This window comes from Photorhabdus tasmaniensis (assembly GCF_011189505.1).
Lineage (GTDB): Bacteria > Pseudomonadota > Gammaproteobacteria > Enterobacterales > Enterobacteriaceae > Photorhabdus > Photorhabdus tasmaniensis.
The window spans coordinates 1-26,116 of record NZ_PUJU01000022.1; the positions used below are offsets into that span (position 1 = coordinate 1).

Genomic DNA, 26,116 nt, shown 5'->3' on the forward strand with positions numbered 1-26,116 from the left:
GTGCTAAACTACTTATTACAGGCGGGAGATACCGCTGATCCAGAGGGTTTTATCCGGCGACTGGCAGAACAGTCCCCGAAGTATGAGGAGGTACTGATGACAATAGCGCAGAAACTGGAGCAGAAGGGGCACCAGAAAGGATTTATTGAAGGGCGTCAGGAAGGGCGTCAGGAAGGGCGTCAGGAAGGATTGCATAAAGGCGAAAAACAGGGGATCCTGAAAATCGCGTGTGCGATGATCGATATGGGTATCGACCGTGAAACGGTAATGAAAACTACCGGGTTGAGCCAGAACGAACTTGAGCAAATACGCCACTAACTCGTGCTGAGAGCTCTTAATCAGCATTCAACGATGCGTGTTAAACGAGGATCTTACGGTGACTGTCAGAACAGTCACCGAAGTATGAGTATCGACCGTGAAACAGGTGATGAAAATCACCGGACTGAGTCAGAGTGAGCTTGAACAAATGTCCGACAAAATTACTGTTGATACGTTATCGGCATAAAAATGCTTGAGTTAATGTACAAAACGCATAGAAGCGGCACATTTACATTCCAAGCGATAAGACTGAGTTTGAATCTACGTGTTTCTGAAATCTCTGTTCTTAAGCAGAGTTAGGGTTATTTACTGATGGTCTTTCCGGCAACGAATGACAACCGAAATATGGGCTGGGCTATCATTTTTGGCAATTAATGGTTTATTTATACGAGCTGTTTCTACACAAATCATATTTTTGTAACCTTCATCACACATATCTTTCATATTATTCGATAATTCAGCACCGGGATTCCAGCATACAACATCACTGTGATGGTAATGGTGAATTTCAATTGTTCGTTTCAGTGAGTTATCTCTTATCAGATTAAAATCTTCTGGTTCTGTATAGATGCGGTCAGTGTGGCCGGTGAAAGTAAGATCTTCTCCTGTTGTGTATTGCTCTTTATCAGCAACAGTATCAATAAAATGTTTACCCAGACCACTGACTGAAATCTGATTAATATTACCGACATTCAGATAAGTGTGCAGGGCACAGGTTGCCTGATAATCACCATAGGCTTCCAGTTCCACTTCACAGGTTTCACACAGTTTGAAACGGGCAATCAAGGTAAAATCATAGGGCCACAATTTACGGGTATATTCGTTGTCTCTCAGCGTGAAAGTTAATATTACGCCATTTTCATGTTCATTATGTGCACTGAATTCCCAGGGAAGCGTTCTGGCAAAACCGTGATTTGGTGTTCCTACGGGGCCAAACCAGGGCCAACAAATAGGAATACCCCCGCGGATAGCGGTGCCTGCTTTAAATGCTGTTTTCCTGCTTAACCACAATCCCGGTTCTTCATCACTGGGTTGCCAGGCGATGAGGTGCGCCCCTTGCTGGCTGATTGCGCCACGAACTTTAGGATGAGACACGACTATCAATGGGAAGCCATCTATATTCCGTTGACTGATGGAAGGGGAGATTTGTTCTGCAACCGGTAATGCAAAAATTGTATCGCTCATGTGTTATGACCTTATAAACCCAAAGCAGGCATATTGCATGGCCCAAGAATAACGCATGTTGTAAACAGATTAAAACAAAAGAGCCGCAAGGAAAGGCGGCTCTTTTCAGGCAAGGTGATGACTCAGTTATTTAGAGATGTGAGTGATGAGATCCAGCACTTTATTAGAATAACCTGTTTCGTTGTCATACCAGGAAACCAGCTTCACAAAGTTGTCATTCAGGGCAATACCGGCTTTTGCATCAAATACAGAAGTCAGTTTTTCGCCATTGAAATCATTAGATACAACGTCATCTTCGGTGTAACCCAGAACGCCTTTCAGCTCACCTTCAGCTGCGTCTTTGATGGCATCACAGATTTGCTGATAGGTGGCAGGTTTTTCCAGACGTACAGTCAGGTCAACAACAGAGACGTTAGGAGTAGGAACACGGAAAGCCATACCAGTCAGTTTACCGTTCAGCTCAGGGATAACTTTACCTACTGCTTTAGCCGCACCGGTAGAAGATGGGATGATATTCTGAGCGGCACCACGGCCACCGCGCCAATCTTTTGCAGAAGGGCCATCCACTGTTTTCTGAGTCGCAGTGGTTGCGTGAACAGTGGTCATCAGCCCTTCGACGATGCCGAATTTGTCATTGATAACTTTAGCCAGCGGTGCCAGACAATTAGTGGTGCAGGAGGCATTGGAAACGATGTCCTGGCTGGCGTAAGCTTTGTGGTTAACACCCATAACAAACATAGGTGTGTCATCTTTGGATGGGCCAGTCAGAACCACTTTTTTCGCACCAGCGATAATGTGCTTACGTGCAGTTTCATCAGTCAGGAAGATACCTGTTGCTTCTGCAACAACATCAACGCCCACTTCATTCCATTTCAGGTTGGCTGGATCTCTTTCTGCTGTAACACGGATAGTTTTACCGTTAACAACCAGGTGGCCGTCTTCTACTTCAACCGTTCCGTTGAAGCGACCGTGAGTTGAATCGTATTTCAGCATGTAAGCCATGTATTTTGCATCCAGCAAATCGTTGATTGCGACGATTTCGATGTCTGAACGTTCTTGTGCAGCACGGAAAACAATACGGCCAATACGACCAAAACCGTTGATACCTACTTTGATAGTCATAGTGTTCCACCAGCTATTTTTTAGTGAATTAAAAATTATTACTAAAGTTACCAAAACCTTGCCAGCCGTCAAGCGGAATCGTGTCAATAGTCGAAAAACATCGACTTTGAGTACACCATTCAGACACTTGTTATACGGTACCAGCAATCGATCCGCCCATCATTATCGGGGCACCGACAGATATTGAAAGTTAATCGGTTAGATATGCGAGTCACATCACAAATAGTAGGATAAATATCTTCAGTTAACCGCTTAAAATAAATTCCACTGATGTAATGTTAATCTTTTGTTATTATCATTTGATTTTATTGAAAACATGAGTCTTATTAAGGTGGTCGTTATGGCTAAGAATCCTGATGTTTCCCTTTATACAGAGCTTACTGATATTCAGCGTCATGTTACCCAGAATGCTGGGACGGAACCGCCATTTTCGGGGAAACTGCTACATAATAAAAAAAGTGGCGTGTATCATTGTCTGTGCTGTGGGCAGCCGTTATTTATGTCCGAGACTAAATTTGATTCTGGCTGTGGCTGGCCGAGTTTTTACCAGCCTGTCAGCGATGATGCGGTACTGTATCTTGATGATAATAGTCATAATATACAGCGTATTGAAGTTCGTTGCCGCCATTGTGACGCTCATTTGGGGCATGTGTTCGCTGATGGTCCGAAACCAACAGGAGAACGTTTTTGTATCAACTCGGCTGCGTTAAGTTTTACTGATGAAAATACAGGTGAAAAAACAGTAGGTTAGACATTTTTATCATTGCCGGCATTGCCGTTAATTTATGTAAGAAAAATCGTTTCAGCTAATTCTAGAAAATAATAATGAGGAAATATCAATGGAACTGGATGATCTGTTATCTGTAATGACACCAGAAATATATCAACGCCTGGTTCAGGCAGTCGAACTGGGTAAATGGCAGGATGGTGTGCCTCTAACTGTAGAGCAGAAAGAGAATAGCTTGCAAATGATTATGCTATGGCAAGCAAGGCACAACCATGAACCTGAGCATATGACAATCGGTACTGATGGTCAGTTGGTGATGAAGAGTAAACAAGAACTGAAAGCGGCCTTTCAGTCTGAAATGGTGGCAACATTTAAACCATAATCTTCGCAAGATGAAGATGAAAAGGCTGAGTTTGTTGAACTCAGCCTGGCCTTGATGGGTATCAGAAAAGGGCTCTTTCTAACTGGGCAAGTTCTATCAGGATCGCGCCTTGCGCTTTTATCTCTTTGTATGCGGATTGGCTGTCACCTGGACTGAGGTTAACCCCCCGACAACCATCAGTGATTACCCAGGTTTCATAACCTAATGCCAGCGCATCCAGCGCGGTAAACTTCACACAATAATCAGTGGCAATACCAATAATAAACAGTCGTTCAATTTGCTCTGTTTGCAACCAGTCGTCAAGCCGGGTTTTACTCTGATGGCCGTTATCAAAGAAAGCGCTGTAGCTGTCGATCTGTGGATTTTCGCCTTTGTAGAAAATCTCAATAATGGCCTGCTTGTTCAGTTGTGGATGGAAATCAGCGCCATGTTGCCCCTGAACACAGTGTTCCGGCCACCATACTTGCGCAATACCGTTCAGTATACCGATATCCCCGATCTTCTGACCGGAGTTTACTGCGAAGCTCATATGTTCAGCAGGGTGCCAGTCTTGGGTGGCAATAATGCTGATATTGTGTTTCAGACAGATATCAATTGCCTGATTTGCAACATCAATGACGTGTTCACTCTCTTTTACGGCCAATGTACCGCCGGTACAGAAATCATTCTGTAGATCAATAAGTAATAGGGCTGTTTTCATCTCTTTCTCGGATTATTTATCGGCATAACTTAATTCACCACGTAAATTTTGTTGCATTAAATAACGAATTTTTTCATTGCCATAAGGTTGACTGAGTAAATAGTGCAACTTAGTTAAAGTTGCTTCAAAGGTCATATCGTAGCCACTGATAACACCGGCTTCAGCCAAAGCATGACCGGTTGCGTAACCATCCATGTTTACCCTGCCAGAAATGCACTGGGTCAGATTGACAACCACAATCCCTCTCTCTGTTGCCTGTTTTAGTTCTTTCAATAATTCAGGGTGCTGTGGTGCATTGCCGACGCCATATGAGCGCAGGATTAAGGCTTTAACCGGTTGCATTAAAATATTGTTCACAACCTGACTGGAAAGGCCGGGATAAATGGTTATCACGCCAATAGGCTGATGAGTGATCTGATGAGTGATAAATGCACCACGGCTGGCAGGGGCCGGACCTGCATTGAAGGTTTTGATGTTAATACCTGCTTCCATCAATGGGGAGCAGTTTGGTGAGGCAAAAGCATCGAAACCGTCCGCATGTGCTTTGACCGTCCGGTTCCCACGGAACAATTTATTATTGAAAAACAGGCTGACCTCGTTAACGGGGTAGTTAGCGGCAAGATAAAGTGCATTCAGCAAATTTGTCTGTCCGTCAGAGCGTAGTGCTTCCAGCGGGATTTGTGATCCTGTCACAATCACCGGCTTACCCAGATTCTCAAACATAAAAGAGAGCGCGGATGCGGTAAATGCCATCGTATCCGTGCCATGCAGGATCACGAAACCATCATAATCATCGTAATTTTGCCGGATATCATCAGCGATGAGTTGCCAGTCTTCTGGGGTCATATCAGAAGAATCAATCAGTGGGTGATGTTCACGGAGGGTGAATGTCGGCATTTCAGACCGGTGGAATTCGGGCATTTTGGTGAGCTGGCGCTGTAAATGGCCGGAAACGGGAATGTATCCCTGAGATGAACGTTGCATCCCAATGGTTCCGCCAGTATAGACGACATAAATAGATTTTTTCTGCATGACTGTGCCTCGTAAAAAGATCAGCTGGATTATAGGAGCATTACAAAATAAAAAAAGCCTGACAGGGTATCTGTCAGGCTAAAAACGTCATTAATTAAGTTATCACCAGGATCATACCGGGGAATTCCAGCGGCATGTTTCTGCTAATATCATGCATTATGATGGTTTTTTAGCGAATATCTCCACAGTTTAAACAGAACGCATAACGATTTTGTGGATCATTCAAATGGCGATAGAACTCAGCTTGTTGTTTTACTGCCTGAGCGGCCTGTGTCAGTGGTGCGGGTAGCCATGCCTGAATCGCTTCCGGTACGATAGCTTGAGTGGTTGCCGTCAGTTGGTTCATCAGCAACTCACTGAATGACATTTCCGGCTGCATCCAATCAAGTTCTGGGTGATCCAATTTTGCCAATTCAGCTGCTTTGACAACCGCGTCGTCGAAATCACCTAATTGGTCGACCAATCCATTGGTTTTAGCGTCATTACCAATCCATACATGCCCCTGAGCAATGTTATCGACCTCTTCTGATGTCTTATTGCGTGAGTCAGCAACCAGGCCAATAAAGTTCTTATAGCCATTCTCAATATTAAGCTGCATCAACTCTGAGAACTCTTTACTGAGCCCTTTAGTGACAGAAATACCCGCCAGTGGTGTTGTGGAAACGCCATCCGTGTGGATACCAATATGATCCAAACTGTTTTCATAAGTACTGATGACACCGAAGATCCCAATAGAACCAGTTAGCGTACTTTGGTTTGCAATGATGTAATTGGCGGGGGTGGAGATCCAGTAACCACCGGATGCAGCCATTCCTCCCATAGAAACAACGACCGGCTTATTTGCTGCACGCAGAGCAGCTAGCTCGGTGCGGATAACATCGGAAGCGCTAACGCTGCCGCCAGGGCTGTTTACCCGCAGAATAACGGCTTTGATATTATCATCCAAACGCGCTTGGCGGATCTGCGCAGCGGTTGTATCACCGCCAACCATTCCTGGAACCTGTTGACCATCAACGATCGTGCCTTGCGCTATGATAACGGCAATATTGCCTTTGGATGATGATTTATTTGCCAGCAATTGTGGCGCGTAATCATAAATACTGATGGCATTGAAATGTCGGTTTTTCTCATCCCAGCCAAAAGCTTTTGTCATTTCATTTTCAATGATATTGCGTGGAGCGACATAATCGACCAGTTTGCGTTTAAGTGCATATTGGGCATTATCTCCTCCGACAGCACGCAGACCGGCAATCATCTCATCCGCGCCTGGGAATACCTGATGAACAGAAAGTTTGCGGTTAGCGGAGATAGTATTGAGGTAGTTGTGCCAAAGACCGTTGACCCAACGGCTGTCAGCTTCCCGTGCAGCCGGAGACATATCATCGCGCATAACTGGCTCTATGGCTGATTTATACGTCCCGACCCGGAAAATATGGGTGGTGACTTTCAGTGAATCCAGCAGGGATTTGTAATAGAGGTTATTAGTTGAATAGCCATAAAGACCAACCGTACCTTGTGGCGACAGATAAATTTTATCGGCAAAAGTGGCCAGATAATATTGCGGCTGGTTGTAGTTATCACTGATAGCGTAAACGGGTTTGCCGGAGGTTTTAAACTCATTAATCGCTTTACCGATATACTGCATCGATGGCTGGTCAGCGCCGATGAAATCGTCAAGTTTCAGCACCAGACCGGTGATTTTGTCATCAGTTTTTGCCTGACGAATCGTATCAACAATATCAAACAGAGAATTTTCCTGTAATTTATTGCCGGATGAACCAAACAGTTCACGTCCCAGTTGATTCAATGGGTTACGGCTGGAAACCTGATCCACAACAACACCGGTGAGATTGACATACAATGCTCCCCGATAACTATCCACCGCTTTATTGGGCTGTTGATAGAGCATAAAGCCCCCAACAATCACCAAGATAAGCAGGATAAAAATCAGGTTTGAAATGACTTCCCGAACAAAATTCAGCAGTCGCCAACTCCATTTAAATAATCTTGCGACCCACTTCCATAAAATACGCATATCATCTCCAAAGATAGGATCAAGTAGGGCTATCCTAATGACCAGACATATAAATGTCAGCTTCAAATAGTGTCAAATTGTCCGAAAAAGCCGTTTTTGGGCTTTTATTCGTTAACAAATAAACAGAAAATGTTAGCTTATAACAAAATAGCTTATTCAGGAGAAAAAATATGAATGCATTAGAACTCTTGTTAAACCGACGTTCAGCATCACGTTTAACGACACCGGCACCGCAAGGTGAAGCATTACAGAATATTCTGGCCGCAGGTATGAGAGCGCCTGATCATGGCGCATTACGGCCGTGGCGCTTTATTGTCATGCAGGATGAAGGTATTGATCGGTTTAGCCAATTACTCCACCAGGCTGCCGTTGACGGTCATCTGGGGGTTGAAGCGGAAGAAAAAGCAAAAAGTGCGCCTTATCGTGCACCATTAATTATCGCTGTGCTGGCAAAGGTAATGGAGAATTCCAAGATACCGGAATGGGAACAAGTGGTTTCTGCCGGTTGTACTGTGCACGCGATGCAAATGGCGGCGGTGGCGCAAGGGTTTGGTGGTATCTGGCGCACCGGTTCATGGACTGATGATGATACGGTGCGTACTGGTCTGGGTTGTAATGAGTATGACAAGGTAGTCGGTTTTCTCTACCTTGGGACGCCTGTTTTAAAAGCGCCAGGCAAAGTTACCACGCCGGATATGACTAATTTTGTCAGTTATTTCTGACCGGAGTCTGTTATGTCAACAGAAGTTCGCCTTACCCAGTACAGCCACGGTGCTGGATGCGGCTGCAAAATTTCACCGAAAGTTTTGGAAACCATTTTGCATAGTGAGCAGGAAAAATTTCTTGATCCTCACTTATTGGTGGGTAATGAAACGCGTGATGATGCGGCGGTTTATGATATTGGCAATGGTACGGGCATCATCAGTACGACAGATTTCTTTATGCCGATCGTGGATGATCCATTTGATTTTGGCCGGATTGCCGCGACAAATGCTATCAGCGATATTTATGCAATGGGCGGTAAGCCCATTATGGCGATCGCGATCTTGGGATGGCCGATTGATAAACTGGCACTGGAAATTGCCCGTAAGGTGATTGAAGGTGGCCGGGCTGTTTGTAAAGAAGCGGGAATTTCACTGGCGGGAGGACATTCTATTGATGCACCTGAGCCTATTTTTGGTCTGGCTGTAACCGGTATCGTTAACATTGACCGGGTGAAACGGAACAGTGCAGCGAAAGCCGGTAGCCAGCTATTTTTGACAAAGCCGCTTGGCATTGGGGTATTGACCACGGCGGAGAAAAAAAGCCTGTTGTTGCCTGAGCATCAAGGCGTCGCGACAGCAACTATGTGCTGCCTAAATAAACCGGGGGCTGATCTTGCCGAAGTTGCGGGTGTGACAGCCATGACTGATGTGACCGGGTTTGGTCTGTTAGGGCATTTGAGTGAAATTTGTCGAGGATCGGGTGTCCGGGCAACTCTCCATTTTTCAAAAATTCCTAAGCTGCCGGAAGTGGGATCCTATATTGAAAAAGGGTGTGTTCCGGGGGGCACTGGGCGTAATTTTGACAGTTATGGTCATCTTATTGGTGAAATGACAGTGCTTCAGCGTAACCTGTTATGTGATCCGCAAACATCAGGCGGCTTGCTGCTGGCCGTTCTGCCAGAAGCGGTAGATGAAGTGAAAATGATTGCACGATGTCATGGCATTGAACTGACAGCAATAGGTGAGTTGTCTGAGCAACAGTCAGGCAGAGTGCTGATTGAGGTTAATGAATAATATCCATGCGGCTTTTTATTGCAGAAAAACCAAGCCTGGCTAGGGCGATTGCTGATGTTTTACCGAAACCGCATCGCCGTGGCGATGGCTTTATTGCTTGTGGAAATAACCAGTTTGTGACTTGGTGTATTGGGCACTTACTGGAGCAGGCGGAGCCTGATGCTTATGACAGCCGCTTTGCCCGTTGGTCGCTGGTTGATCTTCCTATCATTCCGGAGAAATGGCAGTTAAAACCGCGATCTTCTGTGGCGAAACAGCTCAACGTCATCCGGGAGTTACTGGAAAAAGCAGATGAAGTGGTACATGCGGGCGACCCGGATCGTGAAGGGCAACTGCTGGTGGATGAGGTTCTGGATTTTTTGAAATTGGATGGTGAAAAGCGAAAAAATGTTCATCGTTGCCTGATAAGTGATCTAAATCCACAAGCAGTTACCAGAGCTATTGATAGATTGAGAAATAACCGGGATTTTATCCCGCTGTGTGTTTCCGCTCTCGCCAGAGCCAGGGCTGATTGGTTGTATGGCATTAACATGACCCGGGCTTATACTTTGCTTGGACGCAATGCGGGGTACCAGGGGGTATTATCTGTTGGGCGGGTTCAGACACCGGTTTTAGGGTTAGTTGTTCGTCGGGATGAAGAGATTGAGCATTTCGTACCAAAAGATTTCTTTGAGGTGAAAGCGCATATTGTTACGCCAAAGGATGAGCGTTTTATCGCTCTCTGGCAGCCAAGTGAATCTTGTATTGATTTTCTGGATGAAGAAGGGCGATTGATACATCGGCCTTTGGCTGAACATGTTGTTGCCAGAATCACCGGCCAGCCAGCCTATGTGACATCCTATCAGGATAAACGGGAATCTGAAGTTGCTCCCTTGCCGTTTTCATTATCTTCGTTACAGATTGAAGCCGCCAAACGTTTTGGCCTGAATGCACAGCAAGTGTTGGATATTTGCCAGCGATTGTATGAAACGCATAAATTGATTACTTATCCTCGCTCTGATTGCCGTTATTTGCCGGAAGAGCACTTTGCCGGGCGCCATGCGGTGCTTAATGCCATATCCGTTCATACAACCAATCTGTTGCCACAAGCATTACTGGAAACAGACAGAAAGAATCGTTGTTGGGATGATAAAAAGGTTGATGCTCACCATGCCATTATTCCTACGGCACGAAGTAACCATATAAATCTGACAGACAACGAGGCTGATATTTATGGTTTGATTGCCAGACAATATTTGATGCAATTTTTTCCAGATGCCATATTCCGTAAATGTATTATTGAATTGGCAATTGCCGGTGGCAAATTTATTGCTAAAGCGCGTTTTCTTGCTGAGGCAGGTTGGAGAACATTGCTTGGTAATAAAGAGCGTGATGAAGAAAACGATGGAACACCATTACCGGTTGTTGCTAAAGGTGATGAATTATTGTGTGAAAGAGGGGAGGTGGTAGAACGCCAAACTCAACCGCCAAAGCCATTTACTGATGCCACTATCCTTTCTGCTATGACGGGGATTGCCCGTTTTGTGCAGGATAAGGAATTGAAGAAAGTCCTTCGTGCAACGGATGGGCTGGGAACTGAAGCAACCCGTGCCGGCATTATCGAACTGTTGTTTAAACGGGAGTTTCTTTATAAAAAAGGGCGTCATATTCATGCAACGCCTGCGGGTAGGGCACTTATTCATGTATTGCCTGATATGGCCGCTTTACCGGATATGACAGCCCACTGGGAGTCCCGGTTAACGCAAATCAGCGAAAAACAGTTCCGTTATCAAGATTTCATGGGGCCACTTGAGGAGACATTGCAGCAATTAATTTGGCAGGCTAAACAGAACCGTAATTTAAACGCTTTTCGTGATTTGCCTCCGGTTCCGGTCAAAGAGAAAAAAGGGAAAAAAACAAAATCGACAAAAAACGCTAAAACAATTGCGCCGTAGGGCGCAGTTGCTACGTTATTTTAAAAGAAATGATTGATATTCGGCGTCAACAGAATATCACATTTCAAATTCTACCCAGACAGGCGCATGATCTGACGGTTTTTCCATTTCACGGATTTTATAATCAATACCGGTCGCAATACAGCGCTCCGCTAAGGGCTTACTGGCAAGAAATAAATCGATACGCAGCCCGCGATTATCATCAAACCCTTTTGAACGATAATCAAACCAAGAAAATTGGTCGTTACATTCAGGATTCAGGTTCCTGAATGTATCAACCAGACCCCAACTTTTCAGGCGATCCATCCAATCCCTTTCTTCCGGCAGGAAAGAACATTTACCTGTTTTTAACCAGCGTTTTTGGTTGTTCTCACCAATGCCGATATCCAGATCTGTCGGACTGATATTCATATCCCCCATGATAATCACTTGTGATTGAGGCGATAAATTTTGCTCCAGATAGTTTTGCAGGTCCTGATAAAACTTCTCTTTTGCAGGAAATTTCACTGGATGGTCACGGCTTTCTCCCTGTGGAAAATAGCCATTAATGACGGTCAATCGCCCGTGAGGGGTTTCCATATCAGCCATAATAATACGGCGTTGGACATCTTCATTGTCCCCGGGAAAACCACGGCGCACAGCAAGAGGAGCCTGACGTGTTAACAGTGCAACGCCGTAATGGGCTTTCTGACCGTAATAAAACACATGATAACCAAGTTTCCTCACTTCTTCTAAAGGAAATGCGTCATCATGAACTTTTGTTTCCTGTAGGCCGATAACATCGGGTTGATGTTGCTCGACGATAGCAGCTAACTGATGGGGGCGGGCACGTAATCCATTAATATTAAAAGAGATAAATTTCATCTTTTACAGCCATCCAGTGAAAAGACACAAGAACAATAATAACAGATGGATCTTAAAAAGTAACTATTGACAATGGTCAGAACGAAATAGTAACGGAACCCCTAATATTATAATTAATTGTGAAAAATATAATAATTTATGGTGAGAAAACACTGTGGTTAGACCGTTTTTATCTCTAGTGTTACAAAAATTGATTACTGAAAAATGTAGAACCCTATCCTAATCTTTGATAGAAAATTGAGCTCGTTAGTAATGTTTATATTTTCTAATGGTTGATTGGTTGAGATTAATTTTTGAACCATGATAAACATGAATAATAGAGTTTATTGAGCCACCTATGTATTGAACATAAGCTTTTTTTATGTGGTATATGTTTGAGAAGTATTTGTTTTTTTGTACAAAATTTACGCCTTCACAGGATCAAACTGATTTAACTGTCATTTGGTGAAGGCTATTTCAAAGAAATTATTTTAGCCACAAGTTATATAGGAACGGTGAATTATGTTTTTTTCTCGTAAATTAGAAGCATTCATGGCAGTGGTGGAAAATGGTTCTTTAAGTAAAGCGGCAAGAGTGATGAACCGTACAACTCCTCCAGTAGCTAAATCAATCAAAGACTTCGAAGCAACATTAGGGAAGCGCCTTTTCAAAAGGGAGAAATTTGGGATGAGTCTGACTAAAGATGGTTTGGAATTATATAATGATCTTAAAGATCTTTATTTACAAGAAAAAGAAATAACTAAAAAACATATCAGTGGTAGTATATGTAACATAGTTAATATTTATTACGATTGGGGGAAAAACAAACACCTAATTTATTTATATAAGGCAGCTGACAGAAATAGCTCCCAAGTAAATATATTCCGGTTTAGTTATGATAACATTGAAGAAATAGTAGATTATGACGGCAACACGCTCATTATGAGCTCAGAAAAGATACTAAGTGACCGTTTTAGTCTTATTCGCAAAATAAAAGGACCAGAATTGGGAATTTGCTGCCGAAAAGAGTTATTGGATATTGCTGGCGGTGATGTAATGCAATTACTAAAAAATAATACTTGGTTGTGTGATCCTGTTCTTTATAAAAGCAGTTTCATTAAAAACCTGGAAGAAGAAGTTATTCAAAGTGGTGGTAAAGTGAATATGCGCCAGATGGATAATATGGGGTGCTGCATGAATTTCATTTATTCAAGAGACTATATTTTCATTACAGATTCTCATCCTGATGAATTGGAAGGAGGTGATGCTTTAAGTTTTGTTCCTATTGAAAAGCCGGGTGCAACAAACCAATGTTATATTTATAAGTCTAAATCACATTCAAGTGTACTTAATCGTTTTATCGATTCAGTAAATGATATGAGTTAAGTTTATTCTACGCGGAGTAGATTATTGTAAGCTCCGCGTTGTTGTTTTGCGGAGATGATGATAGAAAGTTTTCACTGTACTCAGATGATAAATTTATATTTGTTATTTTTTGTTATACCTAGAATAATTTTTTATGGTGGCAGGGAAAGATAGACTGTTTCCTCGCCTTTTGGACTAACACACTGTAAGCACTACGCTGTTATTTTGCTTTGCTTAATTCGAACCTTGTCCGAAGTGCAAAGCATCCTGCATATGAGTGCCATGTATTCATTGGGATGATACATGATTTCTAAGCCGGGGTTCTCCCGGCTTCAGGCTTTCAGGGACGGCTACAGCTTCTCTTGGTGATATTCATCCTCTGACGCGTTCACCACAACCTTGTTTTATTGTCTTAGCCACGGCGTTGCAGTGCGCCAAAAAATGATGTTCGCCTCCAGGTAGTTTTTCTAGGTCAGAGCCAGTTCCTGAACCGCCATCGTGACCAAATCCAACTTGCCTTTGTAACGGTTGAAAAAGGGATAGATGTTTTTCATCTGTGCGGATTGATATGGCACGATATCGGGACCACCCAGGCCGATCTTATTTTTCGACGCGAAATAAAATGGGCGGGACATGTATTGATGATCATTATTCCATTCACGTGGCCAGAAGTTAACGTATTGCACCACGTAGGATTTTTGAATGCCTGGTGGGCAAAATGTCAATATCAATGGTGGTTTCTGACAGATAATGCTGGCAATGCGGTCATCAAACTCTTTTGGATCTTACTTAAGCAACATCAGATCTTTTTCGATCGCGGAAAAATCGATAATTTTTGTGGTCTTACGACTAATGCAGCAGTTGACAGTAAACTAAAAATCAGGCTGGTGGAGATGAGTTGTTTTAACATCTTTTTTCTTAATTGTAGGAGCCTATAGATGAGGTTATGACTGTTTAACAAAGTGAATGGTTCCGTTGACTTATGAATTTGTTTAACATCGCAAAGTTACTTTATGCATGAATTGGTAATATCAGACTGACAACTCATCTTCTCCATCAATGCTGGGTTTACTTTGAATATGGGTAATTCTTTTCTACGTTTTAACCCTCATTGAACTATCTTTTTGTAATTAAACCTTCATTAAGAGATCACTAAGAATATTCCTAAAAATGCCACTGGTTATGAGATTTATGGGCAATGTCGTTTAATTATCGTTTAGTTAAATATAGCGCAATTGAGATTAATTCTCTTTCGTATTAAGGAAGATGATATTCAGAATACTTGCTAAATGAATGAGAGGATGGCAATGGTAGAATAAATAAACTTACTCTTTGGAATGGCTTTTCGTCAGTTAACTATTTGAAATTTAAAATAAAATTAATAAAGTAAAAGTCAGTGAAATAGCAAGGAGCATCATTGCCTTTGCGATTTATTAAAGTGCAAAACAGAAAAACTGATATTGAAAGAATTTTGGTAATCCAGATTGAAAGAATCAATAAAATCTTTCCTGAAAATAAATTTCATATTGTTTGGGGTTTTTTGATATGTTATGTTTTTCATATTAGCTTTTGTATACCCTCGTTAAGGGAATAACCTTATCCAGAAACAACTCATCCCATTAACGCAATAGATAAGGAGTAGATAATGGATAAACCAATTGAAAAAGAAGAAGAAAAAGAAAATGAAATTTATATTCATCCTGAATATGATGAATGTGGTCGTCCGTACTACAACGTACCTAATGCCAGAATAGAAGAAAACCTGATAGCGGTTTGTTTGAAATACGCAAGTAAGGTGATCCCGGTGATTTTCCTGCCGGGGGTAATGGGGAGTAATTTAAAATCGACACATGATGATGAGCCAGTTTGGTTGGTAAATTCTCAGCTTGGTGTTGCAAGTTGGATATCAAAGAATGCTTCTTATAGGAAAAGAACGTTAGATCCCCAAAACACCGATATTTACGATTCGGGTGCAATAAATAATTACATTGCAGAGGGAAGGAAATTCCCTGATCGCTATCAACGTGGTTGGGGAGAGGTGGCCTATCTGAGCTATGGTCATTTTTTGCCTTGGCTTCAATTGGTGCTGGATGATGAGCGTCTGGTGTTTGAGTATCGTATGGAAGGGCAGGGAAAAAAGACCGCTCGTCAACAATTGATTGGTCAGAATCTGGGTGCTGAATGGGGTGAAGAACCACTGACAGCGGAAGAGGTTGGACACAGTTATCGTTTTATGTACCCGGTTCATGTGATGGGCTATAACTGGCTGCAATCCAATGAGGATTCCGCCAAGAAGCTGGCAAAATATGTTGATAAAGTTTTAGCCTTTTACGGTAAACGTTGTGCAGCAAATAAGGTTATTTTAGTCACTCATTCAATGGGGGGCTTAGTGGCCCGCCATTATTCAGAACAGTTGGGTGGGCGGGATAAAATTTTGGGTATCGTGCATGGCGTTATGCCTGATACGGGTTCACCCATGACTTATAAGAGGATGAAAACCGGTGAAGATGGCATAACTGGGATGGTGATCGGTAGTAATGGTGCCGAGATGACCCCAGTATTGGCACAGTCTCCCGGTCCTTTACAGCTTCTGCCGGGAAAGGCGTATGGTAAAGGTTGGTTACATATCGCTGATGGTAAAATCATGCACAAGTTGCCGGAATCAGACCCATATCAGGAAATCTATCTGGAAAAGAGCCGATGGTGGGGATTATGTGAAACCCGGTTTTTAAATCCGGATAAAGAAGATAAATGGAAAGATAAAAAAAGCTGGAATGATTACTGGCGATTAATGAAGAAAACAGTTAAGCCATTTATTGAAGAGTTGAGTGGTAAATACCACCCTAATACTTATGCCTTTTATGGTGTCAGTGAGAAGCACCTATCATATGGAATTATCTCCTGGAGAGAGGTAAGTAAAGATTATTACAATAAAACAGAAGATTATTCCGGCATGACATTTAATCAACCGTTATATGATCCTTTTGATTTGGAAACCGGCACAACACGTATGGTTCAATTTTCTGTCGGGCCTTCTTTTCAGGATATTGCCGCGAAAACTTTTAAACTGGCACCTCCAGAGGAGAAAGGGGATGGTACCGTGCCGGAACAGGCTGGCCGTATTCCAACTAGAAAATTACACAGCCAGTTAGCAACGGATGTTGACCATGAAGGGGCATATAACGAGGATAAAGCCCGGTTATTTACCCTGCGTTCAATTGTGAAGATAGTTCAGGCGGTGAAGATTGAATAAGAAAAATATCTTCCTTATTTTATTGTTTGTATTGGCTATTTATGCCCTGTGGAGATGGTATTTCCCTGATCCTTATCATCCCAGTTTAACCGAGAAGGAAAAGCAAGTGACAACAGAAATGTTAGCAAATAGGCAAACCCGTTGTGTAGGCCGTTATCTGATTGATATCCCCGCAGCATTTGGCAATGTTATCCATAATGGGATATTTATTGGTGATGCGAAAATAGAAACGGAACGTTTGTATCCACCTGAATTTGCATATCGGATAGAAGCAAGAGAACAGGAATTAAAGACGATGCAATATGTTAAGCCGAAAGATATGCCTTTTTTAAAAAGAGTCTATCGTTTGCAAGATAATATGGAAGGTGTGATCTTCGACAGGAATGAGAGTTCTGGTGTTCCTGGTTATGCTCGCGTATTAGAAGCACATTTGTATAGTCATGGTGTTGCTTTTACTGTAACAATGGAATTTATTGAATTGTCAGATGATAAGTATAAAGCAGACAGGGACGATTATATCAAGGGTGGGTTTTCTGAAAGGGAATACAATGAGTTGTATCAAACCCTTGAAAAAATGAAAGGACTGCTTTCCCGAATCAGTGGCAGAAAAGATACAGAAATCCCGACTGTTGCTGGAACCTGTATTCCTGATGGGTTTATTGCCGGTAATTGGAATGAGAAAGAGAATATGGGTTTTGTCTATCGGGGAAATCAAGGTGAGAATTTTAAGTTCAGCATTGAAATACTTAATGATCTTACAGGGGAAAATACGTTGCTTGAACGTATTGGTGAAATTGAAAAGGATTTGAATGCTAATCGTGGCGGGATAGCAAGGAAAGGGAAAAAGGAAGTGAACGGTATTCATGGGGAAGAATTATTAGCAATTGGTCTGCAACCTTTTGACAATAATCCTCGATATCAATTTGAGTTAGTTGCGAATGAAACAGCTGGTGACTATAAAAATCCTTATGTTGATATTATGTTGAGGAATTATCAGTTACCTCCGACGCCTTATACTGGAGATGAGCTGATTACATTTTGGGATACGGTAATAAGTACCTTTCGTAAAAGGCCGGGTGCTTTCTAATAGCAATAAAAACACGTTTTAAGTGAAAACGCTTATAGGGATATAAGGGTTAGAAATTGGGGTGGAGAGACAAGTAAACACGAATATGTACTTTAATGTTCAGTTGTGAATGTGGTTCAGGCGGTGAAGATTGAATAAGAAAAATATCTTCCTTATTTTATTGTTTGTATTGGCTATTTATGCCCTGTGGAGATGGTATTTCCCTGATCCTTATCATCCCAGTTTAACCGAGAAGGAAAAGCAAGTGGCAACAGAAATGTTAGCAAATAGGCAAACCCGTTGTGTAGGCCGTTATCTGATTGATATCCCCGCAGCATTTGGCAATGTTATCCATGATGGGATATTTATTGGTGATGCGAAAATAGAAACGGAACGTTTGTATCCACCTGAATTTGAATATCGGATAGAAACAAGAGAGCAAGAGTTGAAGACGGCGAAAACTATCGATCCGAAAGACATGCCTTTTCTAAAAAAAGTTCATCGCTTACAAGGGAATCTGAATGGTGTAATTTTTGATAGAAATGAGAACATTGATGAGCCAGGTTTCGGTAGAGTGTTGGAAGCGCATTTATACAATAATGGCGTTGCATTTAAAATTGTAATGGAAATGTTGGATTTGTCTGATGCTAAATATGCCAGTGACAAGGAAGATTTTATTAAAGCGGAGGTTCCTGAAAGAGAGCTGAATACTACAGATAGAACCCTGGAGGAAATGAGAAGACTGCTTTCCCGAATCAGTGGCAGAAAAGATACAGAAATCCCGATTGTTGCTGGAACCTGTATTCCTGATGGGTTTATTGCCGGTAATTGGAATGAGAAAGAGAACATGACCTTTGTTTATCAAGGAAACAAGGATGATCATTTCACGTTCAGTATTGAAGTCATTAATGACCTTAAGGGGGAAAATACGTTGCTTGAACGTATTGGTAAAATTGAAAAGGATTTGCATTCTAACCGTGGCGGAATAGCTAGGAAGGGAAAACGGGAAGTAAACGGTATTCATGGGGAAGAATTATTAGCAATCGGTTTGCAACCTTTTGACAATAATCCCCGGTATCAATTTGATCTTATTGCAAATGAAACCGCAGGAGATTATAAAAACCCCTATGTTAGTATTATGTTAATGAATTATCAGTTACCTCCGACGCCTTACACTGGAGATGAGCTGATTACATTTTGGGATACGGTAACGAGTACCTTTCGTAAAAGGCCGGGTGCTTTCTAATAGCAATAAAAACATGTTTTAAATTAAATGTTTTACTGCCTATTATGGCTATTGTTCTGTCGGTAAAAGGTCAGGTATTTTTAAAAGTAATGAACTAATCAGAGGTTGAATATGATTGAATTTATTTCTTGCCCTAAAAAGAGGCAGGGCATTTATCCGGTTATGATGGGTGATTGCTTTTGCTATATTTTAAGTCCTGCGTTCCATAACCATATCGAGTCATTATCATGAGCTGGCCTATTCCTGAAATACCTGAACTTAAACCAGTAGCGCCTTTGCGCTATAAATTATGGTTTATCATTTTGCTTTTAATATTGGTTGCCGGCACACTCGTTTATACTTTTCTAAAAGACACGACCGATTTCGTTCACGCGGCGCTTTATAGCAGCTTACCCTCCTTCCTGGTATGGCTGATGTTATTTGGCGCAGCGTTAAATCGCTATGAGCAATATTGCATGGCAGCGTATGCCTGGGAAGAGGCCAGTGCTGAAACCCGTTTCCAATGGCAGCAATGGAGCAGAAAACAACTGGCTGTGGTTGGTAATATTATTTTGACGCCTGAACAGCAAGGCATGGCATCATTATTAGGTGATTCGAAAGATATTCCTGCTTGTCCTCATCGAGGGCGTGCATTATTTTCTCCATTAAGAGATATCCCGCAATTGTTGGATAAAATTGATCAGGATTTTGAAAAACAATGCCCGGGTTATCGCTACCTTCTGCGTAAGGTTTATCTCGCAGAATCCCCTTCTATCGATTTGTCTCGCTATCAGGAATTGATCAGCCAACGCTGGAAAGTACAACGGGTAAACATAGCGAACCGGGATGAGATCGATAAGTTATATAATGAGGCGACTTTTGAAGGGCTAATAATGGTTATCGCCTTGCAGCTTTGGCCTGCTAAGGATGATAGAGAGGCGTACAGTGAATTTGTGTCTGCTCAATTATTCTCATCCACAAAATTTGCTACTCAAAAGAAGTTAAACATTCTTGCTGGTATGGTGCGTCCTTTACCTTCGTTACCGGGAGAAATAATAAAAGATTTGCATGTATTGTTTGAATATAACCGCATTGATAAAAATAACATGAAACACCTTTGGGTAACGGGTATCACTAACAAGGTGCGGACTGAGCTGATGATTTACAGTTATGATAATTCGCTCAGTTTCTCCCCGGAGAACCCGATTCATTTAATCGATCACTCTTTTGGTCAGCCCGGGCCACTGTCTGTTTTTTTGACATCAGCCATGCTGACAGAAGCAATTCACCTGACAAATAGCGACCATATCGTCATTAATCAATTACCTGAGGGTAGCGCAGTACTCTATTTAATGACGAAGGAATTACATTGATGAAAAAACAAATAACCTCAATGCTATTAATGGTGGGAATGTTTTCTCATCGTTATGAGTCATGATCTTTTTTTATTAAAGCGGCCCATCAATTACTGGAGTGAGCCGCGCAGGAGAGTTGATAACTTTAATTTACCGCCATTGACGGAGAATTAGCCGATCTGCAAATAAAAGTCATCATTATTTCTTAGCCAGAAAAGGGGCGGTATATAGGATAGTCGATAGCCAGATGCTTGCCGTGATGAACATAATAATAAGCCTGGTGAAACGCCAATAAGACGGCTTTGGGGTTGTATCTGTGGGTAATTGGGTATTTTTTGACTGATTATCATTTTGTTCATTATCCTGAAATGGCAGGATAAAACGATAGCCTTGTCGGTATACGGTGTGGATTGCTTCACCCAGGTCACAATAGCGTAGTGTTCGGCGTAATTTACAGATCAATTGCAGTAGATTGGTTTCTGCTACACCATTTTTGCGCTCAGGCCAAACTAAAGGGATGAGTTGCTCCCGGTTTAACGTATTCCCTTGCGATGCATGTTCCCACAGGGCGAGTAGCAGGCGTTTCTCTTTTTCCGTAATGACAAATATATTTTTACCATGGATTATTTTGTTTGAGTCACAGTCTAAATAAACATCTCTAGTTATTTTCAGCATAACGCATTCTCTGCCTCTGTTTAGTGTTTGTCTATTCGTCATAGCTAGGAGAGCTCAAATAGGCTTATGCCTGTTAAAATTTATATAATTTCTGCATGAGTAATGCAAGAAAATAAATGATTTAAAATTTTTTATTTTATTTTGTCATGTGGGTTATTTTTCTGTTTCTTATTAAGAAATAAAATTAATGATAATTATTTATAAGATTTATTTATATTTATGATGAGTTGTCTATTTACTTTGGAAACAGAGGAGATCTTCATAATTCATAATTATAGATAAGAACTTTTTAGGGGTTAATGAGTGAATAAGTCATCATGAGTAATAACCCAATCAATTGAATGGTGTTTGTCTATGATGTTGAATTAATAGGTAAAAGTATAAATTAAAATAATTAATTTTTATTTTTAACTTTTATTTAAGTGTGATTGCGCGATTATTGGTCCATGAATAACTCCAACGTGATATTTATCACGTATTAACTGAGTTAGTCATTGGTCAGTAGTCGTTAGATCGCCTCATTCTTTAACGAGGATGTGGATATATGAATATAAAGCCAGGCGGATATACCAGAATTGGGCATGATACCTAAGGGCGGTAGCGTACCTGAAATGATAATGATGAGTATTCTAACCCAGCTTATAAATGTAATAAACTCCTTAGAAGGAAATAACAATGTCTACAACTGCCGAGCAAATTGCTGTTCAATACCCCATTCCCACTTACCGTTTTGTTGTTACTGTTGGTGATGAACAAATGTCTTTTCAAAGCGTATCGGGATTAGATATCAGCTATGACACCATTGAATATCGTGATGGAATTGGTAACTGGTTACAAATGCCGGGTCAGCGCCAGAGACCAACGATTACCTTGAAACGCGGTATTTTTAAAGGGCAATCTAAATTATACGATTGGATTAATTCTATTTCTCTTAATCAGATAGAAAAGAAAGATATTTCTATTAGCCTGACCGATGAAACCGGTTCAAGTCTGCTGATTACCTGGAATATTGCTAATGCTTTTCCAGAAAAATTGACTGCGCCCAGTTTTGATGCTTCCAGTAATGAAGTTGCGGTGCAGGAAATCAGTTTAAAAGCCGATCGGGTTACTGTTGAATTCCATTAATACACTGTTTAGTGCCACGAATAGCTTGGCATGTCAATTCAGTGGTTTTTAAAGGCTAATATTATGACAACTGTTACAACTTATCCGGGTGTCTATATTGAAGAAGATGCCTCATTGGCACTCTCTATTCGTTCAAGTGCAACGGCGGTACCTGTCTTTGCTGTCGAAGATCACAATTCATTTGTATCATCTAGTACCTCTCTTCGAGTTAATAGCTGGTTGGAATATCTGACACTAAAAGGTAGACCATTTGATTCTGGTGATAAGCTTGATATTTCACTGCGCGCCTATTTTATTAACGGTGGTGGGTATTGCTATCTCGTCAAAACCACAGATTTAGAAAAACAAGTTCCAAAGCTCGACGATGTCACATTGTTGGTTGCCGCCGGAGAAGAGATCAATGAGGTTGCGGGAAAACTGTGTAAACCGGGCAAAGGATTATTCGCCATTTTTGATGGCCCAGAAGATCAAATCACTTCGGAGCAAAGACCAGACGAACTCCTCGAATCTTATTCCTCTACTCCTTATGGCGCGGTTTATTATCCTTGGCTGACCGCTGAATGGGGAGATAAAAAAGCCAAAGTTGATATTCCTCCCAGTGCAGTGATGGCGGGTATTTATGCCAGTGTCGATAATAGCCGCGGTGTTTGGCAAGCATCGGCTAACGTGGCTATTCAAGGTGGATTACAACCTAAATATCTGGTGACTGACGATCTGCAAGGGGAATATAACCGAGGTAAAGCGCTGAATATGATCCGCACCTTTCCTAAGAGCGGCATATTGGTTTGGGGGGCTCGTACGCTTGAGGATAGTGATAATTGGCGTTATATCCCGGTTCGCCGTCTGTTTAACAGCGCAGAGCGGGACATTAAAAATGCCATGAGTTTTGCGGTCTTTGAATCTAACAGCCAACCCACTTGGGAAGTGGTGCGTCGGGCTATTGATAATTATCTTTATTCCCTTTGGCAACAAGGCGGATTGGTGGGAAATAAAGCTGAACAGGCTTATTTTGTTCAAATCGGTAAAGGTACCACCATGACTGATGACGATATTAAACAGGGCAAAATGATCGTCAAAATTGGTATGGCTGCTGTTCGTCCAGCCGAATTTATTATTTTGCAGTTTAGCCAGTCAATTGGGCAAGCCCGGTAAATCATTGTGGCCTGCTTAATAGTTGCTAATCATCTAAATTGAATGAGGAAGTCATAATGCCGTCTGTCGCATATACTACACCCGGTGTTTATATTGAGGAAGATGCTTCGCTATCGTTATCAATTAGCACCAGTCCAACGGCTATTCCAGTTTTCATTGGTAAGTTTTTCAGAAAAGACGGTAGCCAAATAGAACAGGGTAGCTGTATTAAAATCACTAGTTGGTTAGATTTTATCTCGCAGTTTTCATTATCTTCATCTTTTAAAGTGTCAATACAGGCTATAGAAGAAAAGACGGAAGAAAAGGAAAAAAAGGAAGAGGAAAAGACGGAGGAAAAAACAGAGGAAAAGGCAGAAGAAAAAACAGAGAAAAAGGCAGAAATAAGCGTAGAGACTGTTTCTAAGCCGCTGAAAAACAATCAGAAAAATGCTAAAATTGGTAGTGGTATCTCAGTGGATAAGGAAGTTAAAAAAACCTATACCTATGTTGCCACTATCACAGCAACGGCTTTCGGTGCTTTTGCTGTGCAGCATTATTTTAGTAATGGTGGTGGTGCTTGTTATCTGCTGCCATTGGTAGCGCCAGTAAAAACTGATGTTCCGAAAGTAAAAGCTGCTATAGCAGCAAAGACTATTGAGGCGGTAAAATATGAATTGGCAACTCTGCCGGACTTGATAGAAAAACAACAGGAGATCACCTTACTGCTCTGCCCTGAAACGGATGAAACATTAGCGCCTAGTCAAAAACAGGAAGTTTACAGTGGAGTAAATTCTCTGTTAAAAGACAAAGTGGGTTATTTCCTGATTGCTGATAGTACAGGTGGGGAAGATAAACCCACTACACAGCCGGATAAAACCGCTGTTTATTATCCTGATTTAGAGACCTCTTTTACTTATAACCAGCCAGCAGATGCTGATATTGTCCTGCGTGGTTATGAGGATCCATCAGCTAATCTGGAAACATTGAAAACAGCTTCACCAGAGGAATATGTTAAAGCTAAAAAAGCTGTCGATGATGTATTTAAAGCGACTAAAATCATCTTACCCCCAAGTGCCGCAGTTGCGGGTGCTTATGCGGCAACTGATGCCAGCCGGGGGGTTTGGAAAGCGTCAGCCAATGTAGCATTAAATAATGCGAAACCTGCTGCGGTAATTACCGACAACGATCAAAGCACGATGAATAAATCGGGCATTAATGCTATTCGTCACTTTACTGGCAAAGGCACACTGATTTGGGGCGCACGTACCCTGAAAGATGATGATAACTGGCGCTATATTCCGGTACGGCGTTTATTTAATGCGGCAGAACGGGATATCAAACAGGCCATGCGATTTGCTGTTTTTGAACCCAATAGCCAACCAACCTGGGAGCGGGTGCGGTCAGCCATTGACAACTATCTCCATCAACTCTGGCAACAAGGGGCGCTGGTCGGCAGTCGTCCCCAAGAAGCCTATTTTGTCCAAATTGGTCAAGGTGTCACCATGTCCGACGACGATATTAAGCAAGGAAAAATGATCGTCAAAGTGGGTATGGCGGCAGTACGTCCGGCTGAATTTATCATCCTGCAATTTTCGCAAAAATTAGCACAGTAACCATACTGAGGCGCGGTTTGCCGCGCCTGTTCTGTTGAGGAAACGACAATGGCGATTAAACAGCCGGGTGTCACAGTAACGGAAAACCTGATATCCCAGAAGCAAGATGATGCATTTATCGGTGTACCGGTTTTTATTGGTTGTATCCAACCGGCTAAAAACAACTATATCAGTGATAAAACCGCCGTAGAAATAAACAGCCTGACTAACTTTACCCTGAAATTTCGGCAGTCAGGATTAATGTACTACTCTGTGCGTCACTTTTTTGAAAATGGTGGTCAACAAGCTTATGTACTGCCACTGGGACCTGATAAGCAGTTAAACGATTTTCAGTCATTGATCACTACGCTACAACAGGAATGGATTAAACAGGCCATTGCCGCAGAGAGTACTATCACACTGATTGTGGTCCCTGATATTGTCCGCTTTAATCAGAAGGGGGAGCCTGACGCCACCATAGATCTTTGGTTACCGTTCTGGCAGTCAGTGTGTGATCTTTGTAAAAGTCGGCGTGGCATCATGGGATTGCTGGATGCGCCTGATGACCCCGGATTGGCGGCTAAATGTTTAGCGCAATTTTCTTCAAATGATCGGCAATGGGGAGCGGTATACTGGCCGGGACTGAAAAGTGCATACCAAGAAAGTGGTAAACATATCATCCTTTCGCCTACTGCGGCGGTCGCTGCTGTCATCCAGAATCACGATAATCAGAAAGGCATATGGACCGCTCCTGCTAATGTGGTTTTAGCCAAAGTGGTTAGTCCGGTACGCTCTTTTATTGAAGCTGATGCACTCTTTAATCGGGATGACGATATCCCGCTGAATCTGATCCGCAGTTTTCCTGGCAAAGGGATTAAAATCTGGGGATGCCGAACCTTGGACAACACACCTGACTCCCCTTGGCGCTATATCCAAATTCGCCGCCTGGTCTCCTATATTGAAGCTCATATAACCCGACTGGGCCGGGCCTTTGTTTTCGAACCCAATAATCCGATTACCTGGATGAAACTTAAAGGCCAAACCTACAACTGGCTGCATCAGTTATGGTTAAAAGGTGGATTGTTAGGTACCCAGGAAGAGCGGGCATTTGACATATTGCTCGGTGTTGACGAATCAATGAGTGAAGCGGATGTGCTGGCCGGGAAAATGATCATGAAAATCAAACTGGCTCTGCTCATTCCGGCGGAATTTATTGAGCTGAACTTAACGTTTGATACTCGTACCGGCGCAATCCGATTAAGCTAATAAACAG

At 42.1% G+C, this 26,116-nt stretch carries 21 protein-coding genes and 2 pseudogenes; 15 read left to right on the forward strand and 8 right to left on the reverse strand.

Features of this window, described 5'->3' with window-relative positions:
• Positions 1-318: pseudogene (locus tag C5471_RS11925) on the forward strand (ISNCY family transposase); the annotation flags it as partial.
• 306 nt (positions 319-624) lie between these two features.
• On the opposite strand, the gene C5471_RS11930 reads toward C5471_RS11925, so the two are convergent.
• Both C5471_RS11930 and gapA read right to left on the reverse strand, forming a co-directional pair.
• On the reverse strand, positions 625-1,503 hold the full coding sequence (locus C5471_RS11930) for a D-hexose-6-phosphate mutarotase (protein ID WP_133812889.1): 879 nt from the start codon (positions 1,501-1,503) through the stop codon (positions 625-627).
• Positions 1,504-1,629: 126 nt separating this feature from the next.
• Complete coding sequence (gene gapA, locus C5471_RS11935) at positions 1,630-2,625, reverse strand: glyceraldehyde-3-phosphate dehydrogenase (RefSeq protein ID WP_133812890.1); 996 nt, start codon at positions 2,623-2,625, stop codon at positions 1,630-1,632.
• 340 nt (positions 2,626-2,965) lie between these two features.
• Here gapA and msrB point away from each other — a divergent pair, with 340 nt between their 5' ends.
• Complete coding sequence (gene msrB / locus C5471_RS11940; protein ID WP_133812891.1) at positions 2,966-3,376, forward strand: peptide-methionine (R)-S-oxide reductase MsrB; 411 nt, start codon at positions 2,966-2,968, stop codon at positions 3,374-3,376.
• 88 nt (positions 3,377-3,464) lie between these two features.
• The gene (locus C5471_RS11945; protein WP_133812892.1) at positions 3,465-3,734 is read left to right on the forward strand and encodes a YeaC family protein; all 270 of its coding nucleotides are present in this window, start codon (positions 3,465-3,467) and stop codon (positions 3,732-3,734) included.
• A gap of 61 nt (positions 3,735-3,795) precedes the next feature.
• Here the strand turns inward: C5471_RS11945 and pncA are convergent, their stop codons facing one another.
• The 3 genes from pncA to sppA all read right to left on the reverse strand — a co-directional run bounded on the left by pncA (position 3,796) and on the right by sppA (position 7,501).
• On the reverse strand, positions 3,796-4,434 hold the full coding sequence (gene pncA, locus C5471_RS11950) for a bifunctional nicotinamidase/pyrazinamidase (protein WP_133812893.1): 639 nt from the start codon (positions 4,432-4,434) through the stop codon (positions 3,796-3,798).
• 12 nt (positions 4,435-4,446) lie between these two features.
• Entirely contained in the window at positions 4,447-5,466 is a 1,020-nt protein-coding gene (gene ansA / locus C5471_RS11955) for an asparaginase (protein WP_133812894.1), read from the reverse strand.
• Positions 5,467-5,635: 169 nt separating this feature from the next.
• Positions 5,636-7,501, reverse strand: coding sequence for a signal peptide peptidase SppA (gene sppA, locus C5471_RS11960; protein WP_133812895.1), 1,866 nt, complete (start codon positions 7,499-7,501; stop codon positions 5,636-5,638).
• Between the two features lie 170 nt (positions 7,502-7,671).
• Between sppA and C5471_RS11965 the strand changes: the two genes are divergently transcribed.
• The 3 genes from C5471_RS11965 to C5471_RS11975 are packed head-to-tail and all read left to right on the forward strand — an operon-like array spanning position 7,672 to position 11,213.
• Positions 7,672-8,223 (forward strand): NAD(P)H nitroreductase, encoded by a 552-nt coding sequence (locus C5471_RS11965; protein WP_133812896.1) that lies wholly within the window; start codon positions 7,672-7,674, stop codon positions 8,221-8,223.
• A 12-nt stretch (positions 8,224-8,235) separates the two neighbouring features.
• Positions 8,236-9,279 (forward strand): selenide, water dikinase SelD, encoded by a 1,044-nt coding sequence (selD, locus tag C5471_RS11970; protein ID WP_133812897.1) that lies wholly within the window; start codon positions 8,236-8,238, stop codon positions 9,277-9,279.
• Positions 9,280-9,284: 5 nt separating this feature from the next.
• Positions 9,285-11,213 carry a DNA topoisomerase III gene (locus C5471_RS11975; protein ID WP_133812898.1) on the forward strand — a complete coding sequence of 643 codons (1,929 nt, stop codon included), beginning with the start codon at positions 9,285-9,287 and terminating at the stop codon, positions 11,211-11,213.
• Positions 11,214-11,270: 57 nt separating this feature from the next.
• Here the strand turns inward: C5471_RS11975 and xthA are convergent, their stop codons facing one another.
• Positions 11,271-12,077 (reverse strand): exodeoxyribonuclease III, encoded by an 807-nt coding sequence (gene xthA / locus C5471_RS11980; RefSeq protein WP_133812899.1) that lies wholly within the window; start codon positions 12,075-12,077, stop codon positions 11,271-11,273.
• Positions 12,078-12,578: 501 nt separating this feature from the next.
• Between xthA and C5471_RS11985 the strand changes: the two genes are divergently transcribed.
• The gene (locus tag C5471_RS11985) at positions 12,579-13,442 is read left to right on the forward strand and encodes a helix-turn-helix domain-containing protein (RefSeq protein ID WP_132351529.1); all 864 of its coding nucleotides are present in this window, start codon (positions 12,579-12,581) and stop codon (positions 13,440-13,442) included.
• A gap of 383 nt (positions 13,443-13,825) precedes the next feature.
• On the opposite strand, the pseudogene C5471_RS11990 reads toward C5471_RS11985, so the two are convergent.
• Positions 13,826-14,146, reverse strand: a pseudogene (locus C5471_RS11990) (hypothetical protein); the annotation flags it as partial.
• A 920-nt stretch (positions 14,147-15,066) separates the two neighbouring features.
• Here C5471_RS11990 and C5471_RS11995 point away from each other — a divergent pair.
• From C5471_RS11995 to C5471_RS12010, 4 genes are all read left to right on the forward strand, one after another.
• The gene (locus C5471_RS11995) at positions 15,067-16,674 is read left to right on the forward strand and encodes an esterase/lipase family protein (protein WP_133812900.1); all 1,608 of its coding nucleotides are present in this window, start codon (positions 15,067-15,069) and stop codon (positions 16,672-16,674) included.
• Positions 16,667-17,761, forward strand: coding sequence for a T6SS immunity protein Tli4 family protein (locus tag C5471_RS12000; RefSeq protein WP_242688679.1), 1,095 nt, complete (start codon positions 16,667-16,669; stop codon positions 17,759-17,761). The genes C5471_RS11995 and C5471_RS12000 overlap by 8 nt, the downstream gene beginning before the upstream one ends.
• Before the next feature lie 130 nt (positions 17,762-17,891).
• Complete coding sequence (locus C5471_RS12005; protein ID WP_242688680.1) at positions 17,892-18,986, forward strand: T6SS immunity protein Tli4 family protein; 1,095 nt, start codon at positions 17,892-17,894, stop codon at positions 18,984-18,986.
• A 227-nt stretch (positions 18,987-19,213) separates the two neighbouring features.
• Positions 19,214-20,338 carry a hypothetical protein gene (locus tag C5471_RS12010; protein WP_133812901.1) on the forward strand — a complete coding sequence of 375 codons (1,125 nt, stop codon included), beginning with the start codon at positions 19,214-19,216 and terminating at the stop codon, positions 20,336-20,338.
• A gap of 180 nt (positions 20,339-20,518) precedes the next feature.
• Here C5471_RS12010 and C5471_RS12015 read toward each other — a convergent pair whose 3' ends face one another.
• On the reverse strand, positions 20,519-20,995 hold the full coding sequence (locus C5471_RS12015; protein WP_242688681.1) for a winged helix-turn-helix domain-containing protein: 477 nt from the start codon (positions 20,993-20,995) through the stop codon (positions 20,519-20,521).
• A gap of 675 nt (positions 20,996-21,670) precedes the next feature.
• On the opposite strand from C5471_RS12015, the gene C5471_RS12020 reads away from it, so the two are divergent.
• The 4 genes from C5471_RS12020 (at position 21,671) to C5471_RS12035 (ending at position 26,109) form a co-directional block, all read left to right on the forward strand.
• On the forward strand, positions 21,671-22,120 hold the full coding sequence (locus C5471_RS12020; protein ID WP_133812902.1) for a phage tail protein: 450 nt from the start codon (positions 21,671-21,673) through the stop codon (positions 22,118-22,120).
• Positions 22,121-22,183: 63 nt separating this feature from the next.
• Complete coding sequence (locus C5471_RS12025; protein ID WP_133812903.1) at positions 22,184-23,272, forward strand: phage tail sheath family protein; 1,089 nt, start codon at positions 22,184-22,186, stop codon at positions 23,270-23,272.
• 56 nt (positions 23,273-23,328) lie between these two features.
• On the forward strand, positions 23,329-24,864 hold the full coding sequence (locus C5471_RS12030) for a phage tail sheath family protein (protein WP_133812904.1): 1,536 nt from the start codon (positions 23,329-23,331) through the stop codon (positions 24,862-24,864).
• Positions 24,865-24,912: 48 nt separating this feature from the next.
• On the forward strand, positions 24,913-26,109 hold the full coding sequence (locus C5471_RS12035) for a phage tail sheath C-terminal domain-containing protein (protein ID WP_133812905.1): 1,197 nt from the start codon (positions 24,913-24,915) through the stop codon (positions 26,107-26,109).
• Positions 26,110-26,116 lie beyond the last annotated feature (7 nt).

Bases quoted from the DNA above. Each gene is read 5' to 3' on its own strand.
- C5471_RS11945 (WP_133812892.1), top strand. From the start codon at position 3,465: ATGGAACTGGATGATCTGTTATCTGTAATGACACCAGAAATATATCAA.
- C5471_RS11930 (WP_133812889.1), bottom strand. From the start codon at position 1,503: ATGAGCGATACAATTTTTGCATTACCGGTTGCAGAACAAATCTCCCCT.
- C5471_RS11995 (WP_133812900.1), top strand. From the start codon at position 15,067: ATGGATAAACCAATTGAAAAAGAAGAAGAAAAAGAAAATGAAATTTAT.
- sppA (WP_133812895.1), bottom strand. From the start codon at position 7,501: ATGCGTATTTTATGGAAGTGGGTCGCAAGATTATTTAAATGGAGTTGG.
- ansA (WP_133812894.1), bottom strand. From the start codon at position 5,466: ATGCAGAAAAAATCTATTTATGTCGTCTATACTGGCGGAACCATTGGG.
- C5471_RS12030 (WP_133812904.1), top strand. From the start codon at position 23,329: ATGCCGTCTGTCGCATATACTACACCCGGTGTTTATATTGAGGAAGAT.
- msrB (WP_133812891.1), top strand. From the start codon at position 2,966: ATGGCTAAGAATCCTGATGTTTCCCTTTATACAGAGCTTACTGATATT.
- selD (WP_133812897.1), top strand. From the start codon at position 8,236: ATGTCAACAGAAGTTCGCCTTACCCAGTACAGCCACGGTGCTGGATGC.
- C5471_RS12035 (WP_133812905.1), top strand. From the start codon at position 24,913: ATGGCGATTAAACAGCCGGGTGTCACAGTAACGGAAAACCTGATATCC.
- C5471_RS11985 (WP_132351529.1), top strand. From the start codon at position 12,579: ATGTTTTTTTCTCGTAAATTAGAAGCATTCATGGCAGTGGTGGAAAAT.
- C5471_RS12015 (WP_242688681.1), bottom strand. From the start codon at position 20,995: ATGCTGAAAATAACTAGAGATGTTTATTTAGACTGTGACTCAAACAAA.
- C5471_RS11975 (WP_133812898.1), top strand. From the start codon at position 9,285: ATGCGGCTTTTTATTGCAGAAAAACCAAGCCTGGCTAGGGCGATTGCT.
- gapA (WP_133812890.1), bottom strand. From the start codon at position 2,625: ATGACTATCAAAGTAGGTATCAACGGTTTTGGTCGTATTGGCCGTATT.
- C5471_RS12010 (WP_133812901.1), top strand. From the start codon at position 19,214: ATGAGCTGGCCTATTCCTGAAATACCTGAACTTAAACCAGTAGCGCCT.
- xthA (WP_133812899.1), bottom strand. From the start codon at position 12,077: ATGAAATTTATCTCTTTTAATATTAATGGATTACGTGCCCGCCCCCAT.
- C5471_RS12025 (WP_133812903.1), top strand. From the start codon at position 22,184: ATGACAACTGTTACAACTTATCCGGGTGTCTATATTGAAGAAGATGCC.
- C5471_RS11965 (WP_133812896.1), top strand. From the start codon at position 7,672: ATGAATGCATTAGAACTCTTGTTAAACCGACGTTCAGCATCACGTTTA.
- C5471_RS12020 (WP_133812902.1), top strand. From the start codon at position 21,671: ATGTCTACAACTGCCGAGCAAATTGCTGTTCAATACCCCATTCCCACT.
- pncA (WP_133812893.1), bottom strand. From the start codon at position 4,434: ATGAAAACAGCCCTATTACTTATTGATCTACAGAATGATTTCTGTACC.